The sequence below is a fragment of the Sorangium sp. So ce119 genome (assembly GCF_051524405.1).
Classification (GTDB): Bacteria; Myxococcota_A; Polyangia; order Polyangiales; family Polyangiaceae; genus Sorangium; species Sorangium cellulosum_G.
Genome location: NZ_CP150310.1, coordinates 4,168,410 through 4,187,421, shown reverse-complemented (window position 1 = coordinate 4,187,421; position 19,012 = coordinate 4,168,410). Strand labels below are relative to the sequence as shown.

19 protein-coding genes are annotated in these 19,012 nt (G+C 71.5%); 10 read left to right on the top strand and 9 right to left on the bottom strand.

The window, feature by feature from the left end; genetic code table 11:
- Positions 1-69 precede the first annotated feature (69 nt).
- The gene (locus WME76_RS15695) at positions 70-1,371 is read left to right on the top strand and encodes a DUF4388 domain-containing protein (protein ID WP_437960919.1); all 1,302 of its coding nucleotides are present in this window, start codon (positions 70-72) and stop codon (positions 1,369-1,371) included.
- Here WME76_RS15695 and WME76_RS15690 read toward each other — a convergent pair whose 3' ends face one another.
- The 4 genes from WME76_RS15690 to WME76_RS15675 form a co-directional block, all read right to left on the bottom strand.
- Positions 1,372-1,965: an HAD-IIIA family hydrolase gene (locus WME76_RS15690; protein ID WP_437960918.1), complete on the bottom strand. Its 594-nt coding sequence runs from the start codon at positions 1,963-1,965 to the stop codon at positions 1,372-1,374. It abuts the gene before it with no gap.
- A gap of 25 nt (positions 1,966-1,990) precedes the next feature.
- A complete protein-coding gene (locus WME76_RS15685; protein ID WP_433936968.1) occupies positions 1,991-2,611 on the bottom strand; it encodes a D-sedoheptulose-7-phosphate isomerase in 621 nt (206 codons plus the stop codon).
- A 61-nt stretch (positions 2,612-2,672) separates the two neighbouring features.
- The gene (locus WME76_RS15680) at positions 2,673-3,668 is read right to left on the bottom strand and encodes a GHMP family kinase ATP-binding protein (protein WP_437960917.1); all 996 of its coding nucleotides are present in this window, start codon (positions 3,666-3,668) and stop codon (positions 2,673-2,675) included.
- Complete coding sequence (locus WME76_RS15675) at positions 3,665-4,405, bottom strand: nucleotidyltransferase family protein (RefSeq protein ID WP_437960916.1); 741 nt, start codon at positions 4,403-4,405, stop codon at positions 3,665-3,667. The genes WME76_RS15680 and WME76_RS15675 overlap by 4 nt, the downstream gene beginning before the upstream one ends.
- 121 nt (positions 4,406-4,526) lie before the next feature.
- On the opposite strand from WME76_RS15675, the gene WME76_RS15670 reads away from it, so the two are divergent.
- The 6 genes from WME76_RS15670 (at position 4,527) to WME76_RS15645 (ending at position 9,690) form a co-directional block, all read left to right on the top strand.
- The gene (locus WME76_RS15670; RefSeq protein WP_437960915.1) at positions 4,527-4,799 is read left to right on the top strand and encodes a hypothetical protein; all 273 of its coding nucleotides are present in this window, start codon (positions 4,527-4,529) and stop codon (positions 4,797-4,799) included.
- A gap of 305 nt (positions 4,800-5,104) precedes the next feature.
- The gene (locus WME76_RS15665) at positions 5,105-5,776 is read left to right on the top strand and encodes a hypothetical protein (RefSeq protein ID WP_437960914.1); all 672 of its coding nucleotides are present in this window, start codon (positions 5,105-5,107) and stop codon (positions 5,774-5,776) included.
- Positions 5,777-6,237: 461 nt separating this feature from the next.
- The gene (locus tag WME76_RS15660) at positions 6,238-6,867 is read left to right on the top strand and encodes an ATP-binding protein (RefSeq protein WP_061619595.1); all 630 of its coding nucleotides are present in this window, start codon (positions 6,238-6,240) and stop codon (positions 6,865-6,867) included.
- A complete protein-coding gene (locus tag WME76_RS15655) occupies positions 6,864-7,430 on the top strand; it encodes a SpoIIE family protein phosphatase (RefSeq protein ID WP_437960913.1) in 567 nt (188 codons plus the stop codon). The genes WME76_RS15660 and WME76_RS15655 overlap by 4 nt, the downstream gene beginning before the upstream one ends.
- A gap of 7 nt (positions 7,431-7,437) precedes the next feature.
- Positions 7,438-8,001, top strand: coding sequence for an STAS domain-containing protein (locus tag WME76_RS15650; RefSeq protein ID WP_437960912.1), 564 nt, complete (start codon positions 7,438-7,440; stop codon positions 7,999-8,001).
- A gap of 183 nt (positions 8,002-8,184) precedes the next feature.
- Entirely contained in the window at positions 8,185-9,690 is a 1,506-nt protein-coding gene (locus tag WME76_RS15645) for an HAD-IG family 5'-nucleotidase (RefSeq protein WP_437962117.1), read from the top strand.
- Positions 9,691-9,696: 6 nt separating this feature from the next.
- Here the strand turns inward: WME76_RS15645 and dusB are convergent, their stop codons facing one another.
- On the bottom strand, positions 9,697-10,683 hold the full coding sequence (gene dusB / locus WME76_RS15640; RefSeq protein ID WP_437291562.1) for a tRNA dihydrouridine synthase DusB: 987 nt from the start codon (positions 10,681-10,683) through the stop codon (positions 9,697-9,699).
- Positions 10,684-10,958: 275 nt separating this feature from the next.
- Here dusB and WME76_RS15635 point away from each other — a divergent pair, with 275 nt between their 5' ends.
- Positions 10,959-12,614 (top strand): serine/threonine-protein kinase, encoded by a 1,656-nt coding sequence (locus WME76_RS15635; RefSeq protein WP_437960911.1) that lies wholly within the window; start codon positions 10,959-10,961, stop codon positions 12,612-12,614.
- 232 nt (positions 12,615-12,846) lie between these two features.
- Entirely contained in the window at positions 12,847-14,223 is a 1,377-nt protein-coding gene (locus tag WME76_RS15630) for an MFS transporter (RefSeq protein WP_437960910.1), read from the top strand.
- A gap of 131 nt (positions 14,224-14,354) precedes the next feature.
- Here the strand turns inward: WME76_RS15630 and WME76_RS15625 are convergent, their stop codons facing one another.
- Complete coding sequence (locus tag WME76_RS15625) at positions 14,355-14,879, bottom strand: hypothetical protein (protein WP_437960909.1); 525 nt, start codon at positions 14,877-14,879, stop codon at positions 14,355-14,357.
- 552 nt (positions 14,880-15,431) lie between these two features.
- On the opposite strand from WME76_RS15625, the gene WME76_RS15620 reads away from it, so the two are divergent.
- Positions 15,432-15,782, top strand: a complete 351-nt coding sequence (locus WME76_RS15620) for a DUF7793 family protein (RefSeq protein WP_437960908.1) — start codon at positions 15,432-15,434, stop codon at positions 15,780-15,782.
- A gap of 69 nt (positions 15,783-15,851) precedes the next feature.
- Here WME76_RS15620 and WME76_RS15615 read toward each other — a convergent pair whose 3' ends face one another.
- The 3 genes from WME76_RS15615 to cimA form a co-directional block, all read right to left on the bottom strand.
- Positions 15,852-16,139 (bottom strand): antibiotic biosynthesis monooxygenase family protein, encoded by a 288-nt coding sequence (locus tag WME76_RS15615; RefSeq protein WP_433936953.1) that lies wholly within the window; start codon positions 16,137-16,139, stop codon positions 15,852-15,854.
- Between the two features lie 85 nt (positions 16,140-16,224).
- Positions 16,225-17,289: a 3-isopropylmalate dehydrogenase gene (gene leuB / locus WME76_RS15610; protein ID WP_437960907.1), complete on the bottom strand. Its 1,065-nt coding sequence runs from the start codon at positions 17,287-17,289 to the stop codon at positions 16,225-16,227.
- Complete coding sequence (gene cimA / locus WME76_RS15605; RefSeq protein WP_437960906.1) at positions 17,286-18,932, bottom strand: citramalate synthase; 1,647 nt, start codon at positions 18,930-18,932, stop codon at positions 17,286-17,288. Before cimA ends, leuB begins: the two co-directional genes overlap by 4 nt.
- Between the last annotated feature and the right edge of the window lie 80 nt (positions 18,933-19,012).

Below are 19,012 nucleotides of genomic sequence, written 5' to 3'. Positions count from 1 at the left end.
GCCCGATGACGTGGCGCGCCAGCGGCCCACCGTGGCCGCCCTCGGTGCGCTGGGTTAGAAATCGCGACGATGACGGAAGAGCACCATTCTCTCGTGCGCGTCGACGCGACCGGCACGGTTCACCCCGTCGACCTGGACGCGAGCAAGCGCCTGCGCGCGCGGCAGGGGGTGTTCCAGCTCCTGCCGTCGCCGGACCACCTCGTCGTGATGCGCCACGTGGGCGACGAGGCGCCGCGCGATGAGGCGCCGCCCGACGCGGCGGCCGGCGCGGCCCTCCGGCTCGCCGGGCAGATCACGGGGCCGGGCGCGCTGTGCGACGTCGTGTCCCTCATCGGGCAGGCGGGGTGGCGCGGCGAGCTCGTCGTGATCGACGGCGCGGCGAGCCGGTCGCTGTTCTTCGAGCCCGGCAACGCGGTCGCCGCGCGCTCCAGCGTCGAGGGCGACCGCATCGGCGAGGTGCTCTACCGCTACGGCGCGCTCTCCCGGGAGCAGGTCGACGCGACGCTCGCCGCCGCGGCGCCGGACGCGCGCTTCGGCGAGGTGGCGGTGAAGCTCGGCTTCGTGTCGCGGGAGCGGCTGTACCAGCTCCTCAGCGCCCAGGCGGAGGAGATCGCCTACCGGGTGCTCCTCGCGGGCGAGGGGATGTTCTACTTCCTCGCCGGCTTCGACGAGGAGCAGCTCGCGAGCCGCCAGAACCTCCCCGTGCACGCGCTGCTCCTGGAGGCGGTGCGCCGCATGGACGAGATGCGCTACTTCCGCGAGCGGATCCCGTCGGACCAGCACGTGCCCGCGCGCGTACCGGATCGCGGCGCGCCGCCGCCAGAGCTCCGCGCTGTGTACGACGCGGTCGACGGCCAGCGCTCGGTCGCGGACGTGGCGCGCGCGCTCGGGCAGGGGGAGTTCGAGGCGACGCGGGCGCTCTTCCAGCTCGCGCAGTCCGGCCGGATCGCGGTGCGCGCGCCCGGGCCGACGGGCGCCGCGGCCAGCATCGCGCTCTTCAACGAGGCGATCGCGTCGATCCACGCCGCCGTCGACGCGGCCCAGCGGGGCGACGAGGTGCGGTGGCAGCTCGCCGCGTTCGTCGCGGGCGCAGGGATCTACGACGCGCTCTTCCGCGGGGCGGGGCCCGCCGCGGACGGGACGTTCGATCCCGTGCGGCTCGTCGAGAACGCGGCGCTCATCGCCGGGCCCGAGCCGGCGGAGGCGACGCTCTCGCAGTGGCTGTACGAGTACGTCTCGTTCGCGATGTTCGTCGCGGAGCCGTGCCTGCGCCTCTCGCCCGAGGGCGCTCCGCTCTCGAAGCGCAGCGACAACCAGCCGCCGCTGTCGAGGCGCGTCGCCGAGCTCGTGGGCCCGCTCGCGCCGAAGTAGCTAGCCGATCGGCGCGGCGAGGATCTCCGCGGCCAGGAGGTCGAGGCGCGGCGCGGCGCGATCGGGGCAGGGGAGCTCGGCCTCGCCACGGAGCGGGCACAGCTCGCAGCGGCGTCGATCGAGGAGCAGCCCCGCCCGCATGCCCGCGGCGCGCGCGGCCGCCACGTCGCTCGGCGCGTCGCCGATCATCCAGCTCGCCGCGACGTCGAGATCGAGATCGCGCGCGATCGACGTGAGCATGCCGGGCTCCGGCTTCCTGCACGCGCAGGGGCCGATCAGCGCGGGATCGCCGCCCGGGCCGCCCTCGGGGTGATGCGGGCACGCCGCGAGCGCCGCGATCGCGACGCCCGCCTCGCGCAGGCCGTCGACGAGCGCGCGGTTCGTGCGCTCGATCGCCGTCCAGGGGACCTGCCCCTTCGCCGCGCCCGGCTGGTTGGTCGCGATCGCGAGCAGGAACCCCGCGTCCGACAGGCGCCGCAGGCCCTCGATCACGCCGGGCAGGACGCGGATCTGGTCCGGGTGGAACGCCGTCACGACCACGCCGAGCTCGGGATCGCGCACCACGTCGATGAGGGTGCCGTCGCGGTCGAGCACGATCCCGCGCCTCGCCACGCGGCGCTCAGCTCTCGGCCACGAGCTGGAGGAGCCGCTCGCAGATCAGGTGGTGGTAGACCTCGTGGAAGCCCTCCACGTGCGGCGTCGACGTGTAGCCGGCCCGCGTCCTCGGCACGACAACGCTGGCGTCGGCCATCTGGCGCAGGGCGCCGCCGTCGTAGCCGACGAGCGCGACCACCTTGGCGCCGGACCGCTTCGCGAAATCCGCGGCGGCCACGAGGTTCTGCGACCAGGGGCCGGCGCGGTCGGCGCCCGAGCCGCCGTGAACGCTCAGGCACACGAGGACGTCGCCCGCGACGAGGCGGCCGTCGAGCTGCTCGAGGAAGATGCGGTTGAAGCCGACGTCGTTGGTGAGGGCGCTGAGGAGCGCGGCGTTGTCGCAGAGCGAGGTGCACTTGAAGCGCCGCTTGCCCTCGACCCACGTGAACTTGGCGATATCGCACGCGAGGTGGCTCGCGTTGGCGGCCGAGCCGCCGTTGCCGCACGTGTAGATGGTGCGATCGTTCCGGTACGCCTCGAAGAGGATCTCGATGACCCGAGCCATGTCCTCGGGGCTCGTCGCGAGGGCGATCTCGGCCGTCTCGCGAAGGTACTTTTCCACGAAGTCGTTCGTGCTCTGCGGCATGGTCGATCTATAGCCAGAGTCCCGCAAAAATGCCCAGCGCGCCGCGCACCGCCGCGCCCGCTCACGACCGGTGCAGGTTCGCGACGATGCGCGCGCCGTCGAGATCGAAGCGGAACCGCAGCACGCGCAGGCCCCGCGCGGCGAGCGCCTCCAGCACCCGGCGCTTCTCCGTCGGGCGCACGTAGAACATGAAGAAGCCGCCGCCCCCGGCGCCCATCAGCTTGCCGCCGAGCGCGCCAGCGCCCCGCGCGAGCTCGTAGATCTCGTCGAGGACATCGTCGGTCATCTTGGAGGCGAGCTTACGCTTCTGCGTCCAGTGGGCGTGCAGGAGCTCGCCGTAGTCGTCGAGCCGGCCCGTGACGAGGAGGCGGTGCACGTCGCGGCCGATCTCCTTGATGCGGTGCATCCGCTCGACCACGTCGGGCTCGAGGGCGTGCAGCCGCCGCCCCTGCTCCGAGAGCACGACCCTGGCCGGCCGCTCGATGCCGCTCCACACGATGAGCAGGTTGCTCTCGAGCTCGTCCAGCACCTCGTCGCGGACGGGGACGGGCTCGACGTGGACCGAGCCGTCCGGCGAGAAGGTGAACGCGGTGAGGTTGCCGTAGGCGGCGATGTACTGATCCTGCTTGCCGATCGGCTCGCCGAGGCGCTCGATCTCGATGGCGCACGCCTCGCGGGCGAGCTGCTCGGACGAGACGAAGTCGCGCCTGTACGTGTGGAGGGCGTTGAGGAGCGCGACCGTGAACGAGCTCGACGAGCCCAGGCCCGAGTTCGCGGGCAGATCCGCGACGCTCGTGAGCTCGATCGAGTGCTCGATTCCCGTCATCCGGAGCGCCTCCCGGAAGATGGGGTGCTCGATCCGGTCGACCGAGGGGACGATCTCGGTCTTGGAGTAGGCGAGGCGGATGTCGCGGTGGAAGCGCTTGTTGGCGGTGACGTAGATGTACTTGTCGATGGCGGCCGACACGAGGTAGCCGCCGAAGCGGTCGGAGTAGGCAGGCAGATCGGTCCCGCCGCCGCCGAGCGAGAAGCGGACCGGGGCGCGAGAGACGATCATCGCCGCTCCTCCCTGGCGCCCCCGAGGACGGCCTCGAGGTCGCGCAGGCCCTGGTCGGAGCCGATCTCGTAGAAGCGCTCCGCGGCGGCGAACGCTCGCAGCCGGCCGCGCGCGGCGAGGTCGCGCTGCACCGCATCGAAGCCGAGCGGCGCGCCCGCCGGCAGCGCCTCGATGACCTCGCGGCGGAGCGCGGTGGCGCCGTAGTCGATGTGGTCGAGGGCGGGGTCGGGCGGGGCGCCCGGTCGCCGCTTCTCGTAACGCACCACGAGATCGCCGGAGACAGCGGTGTTCGACGCGTCGAGCCGGCCCTCGTTCCGGTACACGGCCATCGTGCCGAGCGCGTCGGGGTGCGCGCAGAGGTCCCTGAGCGGCGCCAGGTAGTCGAAGGGGAGGTAGGAGTCGCCGTAGGTCATGAGGAACACAGGGGCCAGGTGGGGCAGCGCGCGGCGCAGCGCGCCGGCCGTGCCGAGGAGCGCGGGGCCGTCATCGGTATAACGGAGCGGCAGCCCCGCGAACCGGTCGCCCATGGCTGCCCGGACGGCATCGCCGAGGTGACCCACACAGAGGACCACCTCGCTGAACCCGGCGGCGGCGAGCCGCTCGAGGAGCCACGCCCCGAACGGCCTGCCGGCCACGGGAAGGAGGAACTTCGGCGTGCGCTCCGTCCGCGGGCGCATCCGGGTGCCGAGCCCGCCGGCGAGGATCACGGCTTGAGGAGGCGAGGCGTCGTCGCGCACGAGCGGGACGTACCACAGACGACGTCCGCTTTCGGTGCGCCCCGGGCGCCCTGGCGGCGGTCCGAAAAAATCATCGCCACAAACTGTACGGTAGTTCAGCTACTGAACTAAGGTCGGTGCCATGACGAACAAGGACATCGTTCCGCATCTTCTCCGGACGCTCGCTGCCCTCCAGAGCGAGGGCCAGACGGTGACCCTCGAAACATTGACCACCGCGCTCCAGGTGCGGCGGACCGACGTCCGCCGGGCGATCACCGCCCTGCACCGCGAGGGCTACCTCGACGCCCTCCGGATGCGGCTGACGCTCCGTGGGCTCGCCCTCGGCGCGGCGTTCGCGGCGGCGCCGCTCCGGCCGCTGCGCCGCGCGCCGCTCCGCGCGGTCAAGGCGGCTTGAGGACCACAGGGCCCCCCGGGACGGCCGGTACCAGCGGCAAGTCAACCTCTGCCAGGCGCGCGGACGCCAGACGCACCCGCCGCGCGGGCGTCCCGAGATGATTTGTCGATGAGTTTCAGATCTTGCCAGCATTTCATTTGGTAGAGCGGCAATTTCACACCGGACGCGCGTCGCTCCGCGAGGCCTCGCGCGCGGGGGTCGCGGGCGTCGACCGGCGCGTGAAATGTCCGGGTTTCTCCGGGCAATGCGCGCCTCTGCGCGTCGAAGACGTTGACATTCCGGGGGATTCATGAGACGGCGGCTGCGTGATATCCGATGTCGAGATCGAGAATGAGATTCGCGCTTTGGTGGCCGCGTTCCTGGAGGGCATGAGAGCGCTGGCCCGCAAGGCCGTCATCCAGAACGCTGCGCAGTACCTGGAAGTCGACATCAAGGCCGCAGGGATATCGACCGGGCCCGCCGCGACTCCCCCCAAGCCGGGCCGCAAGGCCGAGCGCGCGCCCGCGCCGGCGCCGGCGAAGGTCCGCCCGGCAGCGCCGGCCCGCAGCGCGCCGTCGCGCAAGGCCCCGGCGCGCGCAGCCGCAGCCCCCTCGCGCAAGAAGGCGGCCCCGGCGCGGAAGGCGAAAGGCGCCGCCCGCCCGGCGGTCGCGCCGGCGAAGGGGCGTCGCGCCGCGGGCGCCGCGGGCGCCGCGAGCACCCGGACGCCCGCCGTACCGGCCGGCGAGAAGGGGGCCGAGCAAACTGGCCCGGTGAACCCGACCAGCCCGGAGAACGCGCCGTCCGGGATCCCCGAGAACGAGATCGCCGAGGCGCTGCTCGCCCATGTGGAGATCGAGCCGGGGCAGGGGATCGACGACCTTGCGCTGGCGATGGGCACCCCCGCAGCGGATCTCCAGGAGCCGATCAAGAAGCTCCTCGAGGAGAACAAGATCACCGAGGAGCTGCGCCAGGGTCAGGCCTCGTACTACCCGACCTGAGCGACAGCGACGTGCCCGCCATCCGGGCATGAGCGTTGCCTGGTGCTGCGTCCGACGGAGGCTGCGGCCGGACGGCCCGTGTCCGACGCTGGAACGACCGAAGCGCGCAGCGTCGGAAGCGCGCCGGGCCGGGGCAGCGTCCGGGGCGAAGCTCGGGGCGAACTGGGCGAGCGCGGCGAGCACGCCGTCGCGGCGCGGTGACCAGAACGCCGGCGGCGGGCCGGGCACGAGAGGCTGAAGCTGACGACCAACGGTCCCGGAGCGCAGGCGCGCAGGCGTCGTTTTGGGGCGATGATCCGGCGCCGGGGCGCGTGCCGCAGGCGGCGAGCGGGTCGCGCGACCCGCACCCGAGCGGACACAGGCATGTCCAGCGGGTCGGCTGCCGTGCCCGGCGTCGCCGTCGCCGCGTACTCGACGCGGGGGCGGGGCCCCGGTAACCTGCCCTTCCAGGCTCTTCCCGGATGACTCCCGCGCACGAACAGATTCTGAACGTCCTGCTCGGCTATCTCTCGGCGATGAATGCAGAGGGAGTCCTGCTCCGGGCCATGCGCGAGGCGGAGATCCAGCCGGAGAAGTTCTCGCTCGAGGATCTCCCCGACATCATTCCGAGCATCGAGCGCCGGGCCCGCCTCTATGTCGATCCGGGTCGGCTCGGGCGGCTCAAGTCGGAGATCGCGGCGATGGGCGGCGATCGGCCGTCGCGGCGCTCGAAGATCATGGCCATCCACGTGGAGGCCGACATCAGCGAGGCGCGCCTCAACGCCAAGGCGGTTTGCGACGCCGCCGGCGCAAAGAGCTTCACCTCGCACAAGGTCGCCACCATCGTGAGCGAGCTCGCCCGGAACATCGTCCACTATACCCCTGGCGGGACGATCGAGATCGCCGTCCAGCGCGACAGCCCGGTCCGCTTCGTCATCGTCGCTGTGGACGAGGGCAGCGGCATCCAGAACCTGCAGGAGATCCTCGCCGGGCGCTACAAGAGCAAGACCGGGATGGGCCGCGGCCTCATCGGCGTCAAGCGGCTGGCCGATCGCTTCCAGATCGACTCGGGACCCAAGGGCACGCGGGTGGAAATCGAGGTCCACCTGTGAAGGTCGCCGTGGAGTACGCCATCGTGCCGAAGGACGGAGAGCGGGTCAGCGGCGACGCCGCCTTCGTACGGGCCGGGGAGGACGGGTGTCTCTTCGCGGTGATCGACGCCCTGGGCCACGGCGAGCACGCGGCGGCCGCGGCGCGCGTCGCGCTCGAGGCGCTCGCCGAGTCGCCGCAGGGCGACGACGTCCGCGCCGTCATCGACCGACTCCACACCCGGCTCCGCGGCACCCGCGGCGCCGCCGGGATGATCTGCCGCTTCCGGGACGGGCGGCTCCAGGGCTGCGGTGTCGGCAACGTCGAGCTCCTGTCCCACGGCACGCGCGTGCAGTGGCTCCAGAGCCCGGGCATCCTCGGCGGGTCGCTCGGAAAGGTCCGGATCTTCGACGCGCAGCTCGCGCCGGGCGACCGGCTCGCCCTCGTCTCCGATGGCGTCTCGCCCCGCTTCGATCTCTCGCTGTTTCGTGGAATGAAGGCCGCGGAGGTCTGCCGCACCCTCATGAACCGACACCGGCGCTCGCACGACGATTCAACGGTCTTGATCGCCGACATCGAACCTTAGGATGACCATGGAGCTCAAGCGCCTTCCGATCATCAACCTGTGGGACCGGATCCTGGTGCCCATCCAGGGGGACGTGACCGACGACCTCGCGGAGCAGCTCAACACCGAGGTCCTGCGGGCGATCCACGAGAGCGGGGCGAAGGGGCTGGTCATCGATCTCACGGCCGTCTGGATCATGGACAGCCACCTGTGCGCCGTGCTCTCGAACCTCGCCTCCGCCGCGCGGCTCATGGGCACGCCGACGATCCTGTCCGGGCTGAGCCCCGAGATCGCGATGACGCTCCAGGCCATGGGGGTCGAGCTCGAGGCGGTGAGGACGGCGCTGACGCTGGAGCAGGCGCTCACGATGCTCGGGCTCGAGGTGCGCAGGGCCGAGGCGCGCGACGAGGACGACGAGGACGACGACGACGACCTCTTCGATGACGAGGACGACGAGGACGACGACGAGGACGGATGGGAGGCGGACGACCGCAGCGACGCGCGGCGCGCGCCGTCGGCGGCGAGGACGTCGCGATCCGCCGCGAGCGCCGATCGCCGGCAGGGCTCGACGAGCCGCCTCAGGCGCCGCTGACAGCGACGCGAGCGCGACGGGCGCTCCCTGCCGGGCGATCGGGGACATCGACGAGCACTCGCGCTCACCCGCCCGACACTCGCTTGCTGGCGATCCGGAGACGGGCCGGTGACGGCGATGGTCTCGGTGGGCAACGCCGTGGGTCCCTGGTATGCCTCACGACCGCTCTCCGGGCGCATCACCATGGACAAGCTGGATTGCCTCTCCGTTCCGCCGCCCAAGCAGCGGGGGATCTTCTGTAACCGGACGCTGAATCTCCGCTCGATCAAGGCGATCGGGTACGACATGGATTACACGCTGATCCACTACCGGGTGGAGGCGTGGGAGCGCCGGGCCTACGAGCACCTCCGGCATCTCCTGGAGAGCGAGGGCTGGCCGGTCGGCGAACTGACGTTCGAGCCGGATCTGGTGATACGGGGGCTCATCCTGGACACCGAGCTCGGCAACCTGCTCAAGGTGAACCGGTTTGGCTACGTGAAGCGGGCCTATCACGGCACGAAGCCGATCGACTTCGAGACCCAGCGCGCGACCTACGCGCGGACGATCGTCGACCTCTCGGACGGGCGCTACGTGTTCCTGAACACGCTGTTCTCGCTGTCGGAAGGGTGCATGTACGCGAAGCTCGTCGACCTGCTCGACCAGCGCCGCCTGCCCGAGGTGCTCGGGTACAGCGACCTCTATGGCCGCGTGAAGGACCGGCTCGACGCGACGCACATGGAGGGGCAGCTCAAGGCCGAGATCATCGCGGATCCGGACCGGTTCGTGCTGCTCGATCCGGAGACCCCGCTCACGCTGCTCGACCAGAAGGAGGCGGGCAAGAAGCTCGTCCTCATCACGAACTCGGAGTGGGTCTACACGCGCGCGATGATGAGCTACGCGTTCGATCGCTTCCTGCCGGACGGCATGACGTGGCGCGACCTGTTCGACGTGGTGATCGTCTCGGCGCGGAAGCCGGAGTTCTTCTCGAGCCGCAGCCCGCTCTTCGAGGTGGTCACGGAGGACGGCCTGCTGCGCCCGGCCGGCAGGCTGCGCGAGGGCGGACACTACCTCGGCGGCAACGCGGGGCTCGTCGAGCACCACCTGCGGCTGTCCGGCGACGAGATCCTTTATATCGGCGATCACATCTATGGAGATGTGCACGTGTCGAAAAGCGTGCTGCGGTGGCGCACGGCGCTGATCATCCGGGAGCTCGAGGACGAGATCCTCGCGATCGAGGAGGCGCGCGGGGCCGAGGCGCGCCTGGATCTCTGGATGCGCGAGAAGGAGGACATGGAGCGCGTCTACGCCCGGCTGCGCCTCGAACTCCAGCGGATGCGCGCCGGCTACGGGCCGGTGGTCGGGGCGACGGAGGTCGAGGTCCAGGCGAAGATGAACGAGCTCAAGGCGAGCCTCGCGGCGCTCGACGCGCGGATCGCCCCGCTGGCGAAGGCGTCGGCCGAGACGCTGAACCCGCGCTGGGGGCTGCTCCTGCGCACGGGCAACGACAAGAGCCACCTGGCACGGCAGATCGAGCGCTCGGCGGACATCTACACGTCCCGCGTGTCCAACTTCCTCCTGGCGTCGCCCCACGTGCTGCTCCGCTCCCACCGCGGGAGCCTGCCGCACGATCCCATGGGCGCGCCGCCGGGCGCCGAGCGGCAGAACGGCGAGCCCGCCCCGGTCGACGACGCGACGCCCGTGGGGATGTAGGCGGCGTCAGGCCGCGAGCTTCTGCGCGGCGCTGTCGAGGATGTCGAGGCACCCCGCCAGGCTGTCGCAGAAGAGCAGCTCGCGCCGGAGGGCGGACGCGCCGGGGAGGCCGCGCAGGTAGCCGGTCAGGTGGCGGCGGGTCACGCGCACGCCGTGCGGCTCGCCGCGCGCCTCGGTGTTCGCGATGAGGTGCGCGCGGCAGAGGGCGAGGCGCTCCTCGGCCGTCGGCCCCGGGAGCCGCGCGCCGTGGTCGAGCAGGGCCCGGGCCTCGCGGAAGATCCAGGGGTGGTCGATCGCGGCGCGGCCGACCATCACGCCGGCGCAGCCCGTCGCGTCGAGGGCGCGGGCGGCGTCGTCGGCGGTCTTGATATCGCCGTTCACGACGACAGGGATGGACACGACCTCGCGCGCGCGGGCGGCCCAGGTCCAGTCCGCCGCGCCGCTGTGCCCCATCTGGGCCGTGCGGCAGTGGATCGTGAGCGCGGCGACGCCGGCGTCCTCGAGGCGGCGCGCGAGGTCGACGATCGGCATGTGGGACTCGGGTCCCCAGCCGATGCGCGTCTTCACCGTGACCGGGAGCGCGACCGTGCGCACCACGAGGCGTGCCATCGCCACCATCGCCTCGGGATCGCGCAGCCAGCCCGCGCCCGCGCCGCGGCCGGCGATCTTCGGCACCCAGCAGCCGCAGTTGATGTCGAGGAACGCCGGCCCCGCCTGCTCGGCGACGCGCGCCGCCTCGGCGAGGCGCTCCGGGTTGGCGCCGTAGATCTGGATCGCCGTCGGCTGATCGCCCTCGGCCAGGGCGAGCTTGCGCCGCGCGGTCTTGCACCCGCGCAGCAGGCCCTCGACGTTGACGAACTCCGTCACGCAGAGCTCGGCGCCGAGCTCGCGGCAGACGCGGCGGAAGACGGCGTCCGTCACGTCCTCCATCGGCGCGAGGACGACGGGGCGGCTTGCGAACAGCCGGCGGAAGCTTTCGGGCGAGAGGGGCACGGTGGCGAGCTTTCAAGCATGGATCCGGCCCGCTGGCCAGGGTGACCGTCGCGCCGCGCCGCGCCGCGGCGAGGACTCGTGATCTCGCGGAGGTGGTTGCGCGGCGTACGAACACGGCAGGTGGGGCGGCGAGGGGCCGTGTCGGTAGACCCGCCTGGGGGGTGGGAGCCGGCCGCCGGCGCGGCCCGGCGTCGTGACCGAGGAAACCGGCCGGCGCGAAAGGCCTCAACGCTCGCTTGACGTTCGTCACGGCTCTGGCGACCCTCGAGATTGCCATGAAGCGCGCGCTGGTCAGAGATGCTCTCCGCGCCGAGCGCTCGGCGTCGGCGCGCATGCTCAGAGAGCGCGAGAGCCGCCCGATCGGCGGGCGGCGCAGCGTGCTGACGGCCCACGACACGGAGAGCGTCCGCCGCGCCGTCCGCCGCGCTTTCCGGGTCGCGCTCTGGATCTGGCCGGCGTTCACGCTCGTCGACGTCTTCATGGCGACCGTGCTGTACCCCGCGGCGCCGGTGTGGCGCTGCATCGTCCTGCGCGTGGTGGAGCAGGCGCTCGCGTTCACGGTGTACCGGCTCGCGGGGCGCCCGACGGTCTCAGGGCGCGTCGTGCTCCTCGGGTACGACGCTGCGTTCCTCACCGCCGCGATCTTCATCTCGCTGATGGCGCTCGACTTCGGCGGCCTCACGAGCGCGTACATGCACGGGCTCTCCATCGTCGTGCTGCTGCGCACGGCGCTCGTGCCGGCGCCGTTCGGCAAGGCGCTCGTCGCCTCGGCGCCCATGTTCCTCGCGTTCCCGGCGACGATGGGCATCGCCGCGCTCTTCTCGCCGTCGATCCTCGCGTCGTGGCTCGACCCGACGACGCTGCTCACGGCCGCGAGCCACTACATCTTCGTGCCGGCCTCCGGGGTGATCGGGGCCCTGTCGAGCCACGTCGTGTGGGCCGCGCAGCAGCAGGTCTATCAGGCGCGCAAGCTGGGCAGGTACCGGCTCGAGGCGCCGATCGGCAAAGGGGGGATGAGCGAGGTCTGGCTCGCCTGGGACGAGACGCTCCAGCGCGACGTCGCCCTCAAGCTCCTGCGGACGCGCGACGCGCCCGACGCGGCGGTGCTGAGGCGCTTCGAGCAGGAGGCGCACGCGGCGAGCAAGCTGAGCGATCCGCACACGATCCGGATCTTCGACTTCGGCGCGAGCGACGACGGCATTTACTACATCGCGATGGAGCACCTGCGCGGGGCCGATCTCGCGGCGATCGTGCGCAGCTACGGCCCCATGCCCGTGGCGCGCGCCCTGCGCTTCGCCTTGCAAGCGTGCCGCTCGCTCATCGAGGCGCACGAGGCCGGGATCATCCACCGCGACATCAAGCCGCAGAACCTGTTCGTCACCCGCGTGGGGGACGACCACGATTTCCTGAAGCTGCTCGATTTCGGCGTCGCGCGGATGGTCGAGGGCGGCCGGGACGCCGAGCTGACGAACAGCGGCATGCTCTGCGGCACGCCCGCGTACATGGCGCCCGAGGTGTGCCGCGGCGATCGCGCGGACGCGCGCAGCGACATCTACTCGCTCGGGGGCACGCTCTATTTCCTGCTCACGGGGGAGCTGCCGTTCGAGGGCTCGTCGTCGGGGCAGCTCTTCGCCGCGCACATGACGAAGGCGCCCGTCGCGCCGTCGGTGCGCCGCGGCCCCGCCGTCCCGCGCGCGGTCGACCGCCTCGTCCTGCGGTGCCTCGCGAAGGACCCCCGCCACCGCTTCCAGAGCGCGCGCACGCTGTTCGACGCGCTCCTCCCGCTCCTCGACGAGTCCGCCTGGAGCGCGGCGGACGCGGAGCGCTTCTGGGCGGCGAGCCGCGCGGAGAAGCTCGGCCACCCCGAGGTGCCGCCCGAGCGCGTCGCCCCGACGCGGGGCGGCTCGACGCGCTCGGCCACGGCGCGATAAAGCCACGACACCACAGCGCCGCGCGCGCTCCGCCCTGCCGGCGTCCATTCATGACGTCGTCGTGGAACCGGAAAAGTGCATCGAAACGGTTCGGAAACACACGAGAAACTCCGATGTTGGCTCCTCGCCTGTACTACCTGGAGGCCAGTGCAGGACATGCATTGATCTGGCATGGCTGCTTGAATCACCGACGATTCATCGCGGTCCGCGCCCGATCTGACGAGGAGGACAGATGTCGACGTTGATCACCGAGTGGAACCCCGACGATGACGCGTTCTGGGAGAAGACAGGGAAACGGATCGCCCGTCGGAACCTCATCTGGTCGATCATCGCCGAGAACATCGGCTTTTCCGTCTGGCTGCTCTGGAGCGTGACGGCCACCCGGCTCCCCAAGGTCGGCTTCAACTACACGACGGACCAGCTCTTCCTGCTGGTCGCGATCCCGGGCCTCGTCGGCGCGCTGATCCGGTTCCCGTACACGTTCGCCGTCCCGAGGTTCGGCGGGCGCAACTGGACGATCGTCAGCGCGCTCTTGCTGCTCATTCCCACGATCTCGCTCTCGGTGCTCGTGACCAGGCCGGACACGCCGTTCTGGCTGATGGCGGTCGCGGCCGCGACGGCCGGGCTCGGCGGCGGCAACTTCGCCTCCAGCATGGCGAACATCTCCTTCTTCTACCCGGACAAGAAGAAGGGCCTGGCGCTCGGGCTCAACGCGGCCGGCGGCAACATCGGCGTCAGCAACGTGCAGCTCCTCGTGCCCATCCTCATCGGGCCCGGCGCGGTCGCGACGGCGATCGGCGGGTATCACACCGAGTCGGGCATCTACCTGCAGAACGCCGGGCTGATGTGGATTCCCCTCATCCTCCTCTCGGCGGCCGGCGCTTACTTCTTCATGAACAACCTGGCGTCCGCGAAGTCGAACTTCAAGGACCAGATGGCCGCCACCAGGAACAAGCACACCTGGATCATCGCGTGGCTGTACATCGGGACGTTCGGCTCGTTCATCGGCTACTCGGCGGCGCTGCCCCTCCTGCTCAAGATGCAGTTCCCGGCTGTGACCCTCGAGCTCACGTTCCTGGGCGCGCTCATCGGCTCGGTGGCGCGGCCGTTCGGCGGCTACCTCGCGGACAAGATCGGCGGGGCGCGCATCACGTTCTGTAACTTCGTGGTGATGGGCCTCGCGTCGCTCGGGATCATCCACTTCCTGAACGAGAAGAGCTACGCCGGGGTCGTCACGCTGTTCATGGTCATGTTCATCTCGACCGGTATCGGGAACGGCTCGACCTTCCGGATGGTCCCGGTCCTCTTCCGGCGCGATCACCTGCGCGCGGCGCAGGGCAGGGGCGAGGCGGCGCGCGTCGAGGCGCTCAACACGGCGCGCCGCCAGAGCGCCGCGGTCCTCGGCCTCACCTCGGCGATCGGGGCGCTCGGGGGCTTCTTCATCCCGCGCAGCTTCGGCGCCTCGATCAAGGCGACGGGCGGGGCCACGACGGCGCTCTCGTATTTCTTCGTCTTCTATCTCACGTGCATGGCGGTGACGTGGTGGTGCTACATGAGGACGCGCTTCCTCGTGAACCGCATCCCGAGCCTCGCCGAGGCCGACGCTTGATCCACGCGGGCCGCGATGCCCTGACAGCGTGAAGCGCCGCGGCGAGGACCGAGCCGCGGCGCTACCGCCTTTCTCGCTCCAACCGAGCGCCGCGCGTCCACGTCACCGTGCCGCGCGGCCCGGAGCGCTCACTACCAGCCGCAGCCGCTCCACCCGCCGCAGCCGCCGCCGAAGCCCCAGGGTCGGTAGCCGAAGCCGCCGAAGCCCCAGGGCCGGTAGCCGAAGCCGCCGCCCCAGCCCCAGGGCCGGAAGCCGAAGCCGCCGCCGAAGCCCCAGGGTCGGAAGCCGAAGCCGCCGAAGCCCCAGGGCCGGAAGAAGTGGTGGTGATGGCCCCAGCCCCCCCAGCCGCCGCCCCAGCCCCAGAAGCGCGACGCCTCGGGGTTCGCGCCGGCGTTCTCCTCCTCACCGGAGCCCGTCGACCCGGGGTTCGCCGAGCCGGGGTCTGCTGCGCCCGCGTTCTCCGAGCTCACGTCCATCGCGGGCTCCGCGCTCAACGCCTGATCCGCGGAGTCCACCTCCTCGGTCTGAGACGCCTGCTGCGTCTCGTCGACCGGGGTCCTCATGTCGTCCGACGCCGTCGGCTCGGCCATGCAACCGGCAGCGGACAGCGCCGTCGACAGGGCGACGAGCGATGCGAACTTCGTCAATTGGCTCATGTTCCCATTCTCCTGTGCACATCAATCCATGTGGGATGAAGTCATCGCCCGTCGCGGCGACGGGCGATGACACGCGGGGATCTGAGCTTCCCCGTCGCGGGATCATGTGTGGTGTCGTGGGAGTGATGTCGATTGCCGCAGAAAGGACACCTGAGACACCATGGATGCTTTCAGCGACGAACCGCGCGCGGCGGCGCTGGCGCCGCGAGCGCGGATCGCGACGCGCTCTCCGCGAGCGCGGGGCCCACGCTGCCGCGCGGCGCTCGCCGGCTCACGGTCTCACGCCGCGCGGCGCGCGCTCTCCCAGGTCTCGCGCGCTGTGGGCCAGGCGCGCCAGGCAACAGGGTCCCGGACCCGCCAGCGTCGAGGAGCGCGCCGGACTGCGACGCCATGGACAATCGGGCCTGAAGAGGCCTATCCCTGTAAGGCTGCCGCGATGATCACCCGGGGTACAAGCGGCTTGAACAACGGAGATGGCGCGGCGCGCCAACGGGCACCGACCTCTGAGCGATCGCCGCGTGGCTGGCGGCGATGCGCGGCAAAGGCTGCATCATGAAGGCTCGCGAGATCGTGACGTCTGCCCAGATTCTCCGGCTCGAAGACGATGGGATCATCCGGGCGACTGCGTTCCCTGTGCACATGAGCCTGACCTTCGCGCAGGAGGTGGTCAGACCCACTATCGAGCTCGCCGACGGCACGCCGCGCCCCGTCCTGGTCGATATAAGAGCGCAGAAGTCGGTGGATCGGGTAGCGCGGGAGCACTTCGCAGGAGCGGAGGCCGCGAAGGGGCACTGCGCGCTCGCGCTGCTCGTGGACTCGCGCGTGAGCAAGGCAACGCTCAAGGACGGGATCGCCTACGCGGAGGGCAGGCACGGCCGCCGCGCCGCGCCCCGGGCCCGCTAGGCGCCCCAGAGGCGCCGGCGGGGCCCGGTCCGCGCTGACCCTGCTCCGGGCGCCCGAGCGCGGCCCGGCTCACGCCATGATCTCGCCCTCGTAGAACGTGATGTGCGCGGCCCGGAGCGCCTGCTCGCCGCCCATGCCGCGGTGGTGGCGCCGGAATACCTCGGATCTGGGGTACTCCTGGAAAGCCTCCCGGCTCTCCCACCTCGAGACCGCCTTGAGGCTGCCGTCGTCCAGCCAGATCTCGAGGCCGAGAAAGCCGGAGAACTGCCGCATCTCCGGCGCTGCCCGCCGGAAGCTCTCCACCATGGCCTGAAGCGCCGGCGCGGCGGCGGTGATGGTGTTGACGACGATGAACATGGTGGATTTCTAGCGACGCGCTGGACGGCGGCAACGCGGAGCGCGAACGCCGGAGACGGCTAGCCGGGACGCCTGGGGCGCCCGCTCAGGCCGCGAGCTTCGCCCGCACGGCCTCGCCCATGCCTCGGGTCGACAGCTTGCCGCCGAGGTCCGCCGTCCGGGCGCCACCCGCGATCGCCTGGGCGACGGCGCGCTCGAGCGCGGCCGCCTCCTTGTCGAGCCGCAGCGAGTGCCGGAGCAGCATGGCGGCGCTCAGGATCGTGCCCACCGGGTTGGCGATCCCCTTGCCGGCGATGTCCGGCGCCGAGCCGTGGATCGGCTCGTACACCCCGCGCGTGCCGTCGCCCAGCGACGCGCTCGGCAGCACGCCCAGCGAGCCGGCGAGCACGGCGGCCTCGTCGGTCAGGATGTCGCCGAACATGTTCTCGGTGACGATGACGTCGAACGCCGACGCGGACGTGATGAGCCGCATCGCGCACGAGTCGACGAGCTGGTGCTCGATGCGGATGTCGGGGTGGCGGCCCGCGACCTCGGTCGCGACCGTGCGCCAGAGCCGCGACGACTCGAGGACGTTCGCCTTGTCGACGGACGTGACGAGCCGCCGGCGCGACGCGGCGAGGCGGAAGGCGAGCTCGACGACGCGCTGGATCTCCTCGTCCGTGTACTCGAGCGTGTCGACCGCGCGCCGGCGCCCGTTCACCTCCTCGCGGAGGCGCGGCTTGCCGAAGTAGAGCCCGCCCGTGAGCTCCCGGACGACCATGATGTCGACGTCCGCGAGCCGCTCCGGCTTGAGCGGGGACGCCTGGATGAGCTCGGGGAACAGCCGGATCGGCCGCAGGTTCGCGTACAGGCCGAGGCCCTGGCGCAGCGCGAGCAGCCCCTGCTCGGGGCGGACGCTCGCGTTCGGGTTGTCCCACTTGGGGCCGCCGACGGCGCCGAGCAGGACGGCGTCCGCCGCGCGGCACGCGTCGAGCGTCTCCGGCGGGAGCGCGCTGCCGGTCGCGTCGATCGCGCAACCGCCGATCAGGTGCTCCGTGTACGTGAAGCTGTGGCCGAACTGGGCGGCGACGGCGTCGAGGGTGACGCGGGTTTCCGCGACGATCTCGACGCCGATGCCGTCGCCGGGCAAAAGAACGATATTGGCCTTCATGCGACCTCGCTGGCAGGCAACGTGGATGTGAACTGCGCAGGCTCTCTCGCTGCGAGGGTGAGCCCATACTCGATCCCGTCCGCGAGCGCATGCCAGGACGCGTCGATGATGTTCGTGGAGGCGCCGACGGTGCTCCACTGGCGGTGCGCGTCGCGGCTGTCGATGAGCACGCGCGTCGTCGCCGAGGTGCCGTCGCGGCCGTCGAGGATGCGGACCTTGTAGTCGACGAGCTGGATGTCGCGAACGGCCGGGTACACGGGCGCGAGCGCCTTGCGGAGCGCGCCGTCGAGCGCGTTGACGGGGCCGGACCCCTCGGCCGCCGTGATCACCACCTCGCCGTGGATGTCGATCTTGATCATCGCCTCGGCGAAGGTGCCGACGCCCTCGCGCTGGCCCGCGATGACCTTGAAGTCGAGCAGGCGGAAGGGCGGCTTGTAGCCGGCCGCGCTCCGGCGGAGCAGCAGCGCGACGGACGCCTCGGCCGCCTCGAACGAGGAGCCGCGCGCCTCGCGCTCCTTGATCTGCTCGAGCACCTCGACCTCGGCGCCGGTCGGCACCTCGAGCCCGAACTCCTCGGCCTTGCTGAGCAGGTTGCCGCGCCCCGACAGCTCGCTGACCACGGTCCGCATCGCGTTGCCCACGAGCGCGGGGTCGACGTGCTGGTAGGCCGCGGGCTCGCGCCGCATCGCCGCGACGTGCACGCCGCCCTTGTGCGCGAAGGCGCTCCGCCCGACGTAGGCCATGTGGTCGTCGGGGGCGAGGTTCGCCACCTCGGCGACGTAGTGCGAGAGCTCCGAGATCCCGCGGAGCGCCCCCTCGGGCAGCGCCCGGAGGCCGAGCTTCAGCTCGATGTTCGGGATGATCGCGCAGAGGTTCGCGTTCCCGCAGCGCTCGCCGTAGCCGTTGATCGTGCCCTGCACGTGGCGGGCGCCCGCGCGCACGGCGGCGAGCGAGTTGGCGGCCGCGCACTCGCCGTCGTTGTGGGCGTGGATGCCGAGCGGGTGGCCGATCAGCGCCTTCATCTCGGCGACCACAGCCTCGATCTGCCACGGCATCGAGCCGCCGTTCGTGTCGCAGAGCGTGAGCACCTCGGCCCCGCCGCGCACCGCGGCGCGCAGCGTCTCGACCGCGTACCCGCGGTCGAGCGCGTACCCGTCGAAGAAGTGCTCGGCGTCGTAGACGACGCGGCGGCCGTGCGCGCGCAGGAAGGCGACGGTCTCCTCGATCATCCGGAGGTTCTCGTCGAGCGTCGTGCGCAGCACCGCCGTCACGTGCAGGGTCGAGCTCTTGCCGAAGATCGTGCAGACCTCCGTTCCGGCGGCGAGCAGCGCGCGCAGCCCGGGGTCGTCCTCGGGCGCGAGCGAGGCGCGGCGCGTCGAGCCGAACGCGGCGATCTTCGCGTGCTTCCACTCGATGTCCCGGGCCCGCTCGAAGAACTGCGCGTCCTTCGGGTTCGAGCCGGGCCAGCCGCCCTCGATGAAGGTCAGGCCGAACGCGTCGAGGTGGCGCGCGATCTGGAGCTTGTCCTCGCACGCGAGCGAGATGCCCTCGCGCTGGGTGCCGTCGCGGAGGGTGGTGTCGTAGATGTCGACGCGGTCCGCGGGGCGGGCGCCCTGCTCCGCGCCGTTGAGAGGCGGATTCATAAGGTTCGACTTCCTTGTGCGGCGAGGGCACGCCGCCGGGCTCGTCCGCCCCGCGCGGGGGCCTCCTGCGCCCGGCGCAC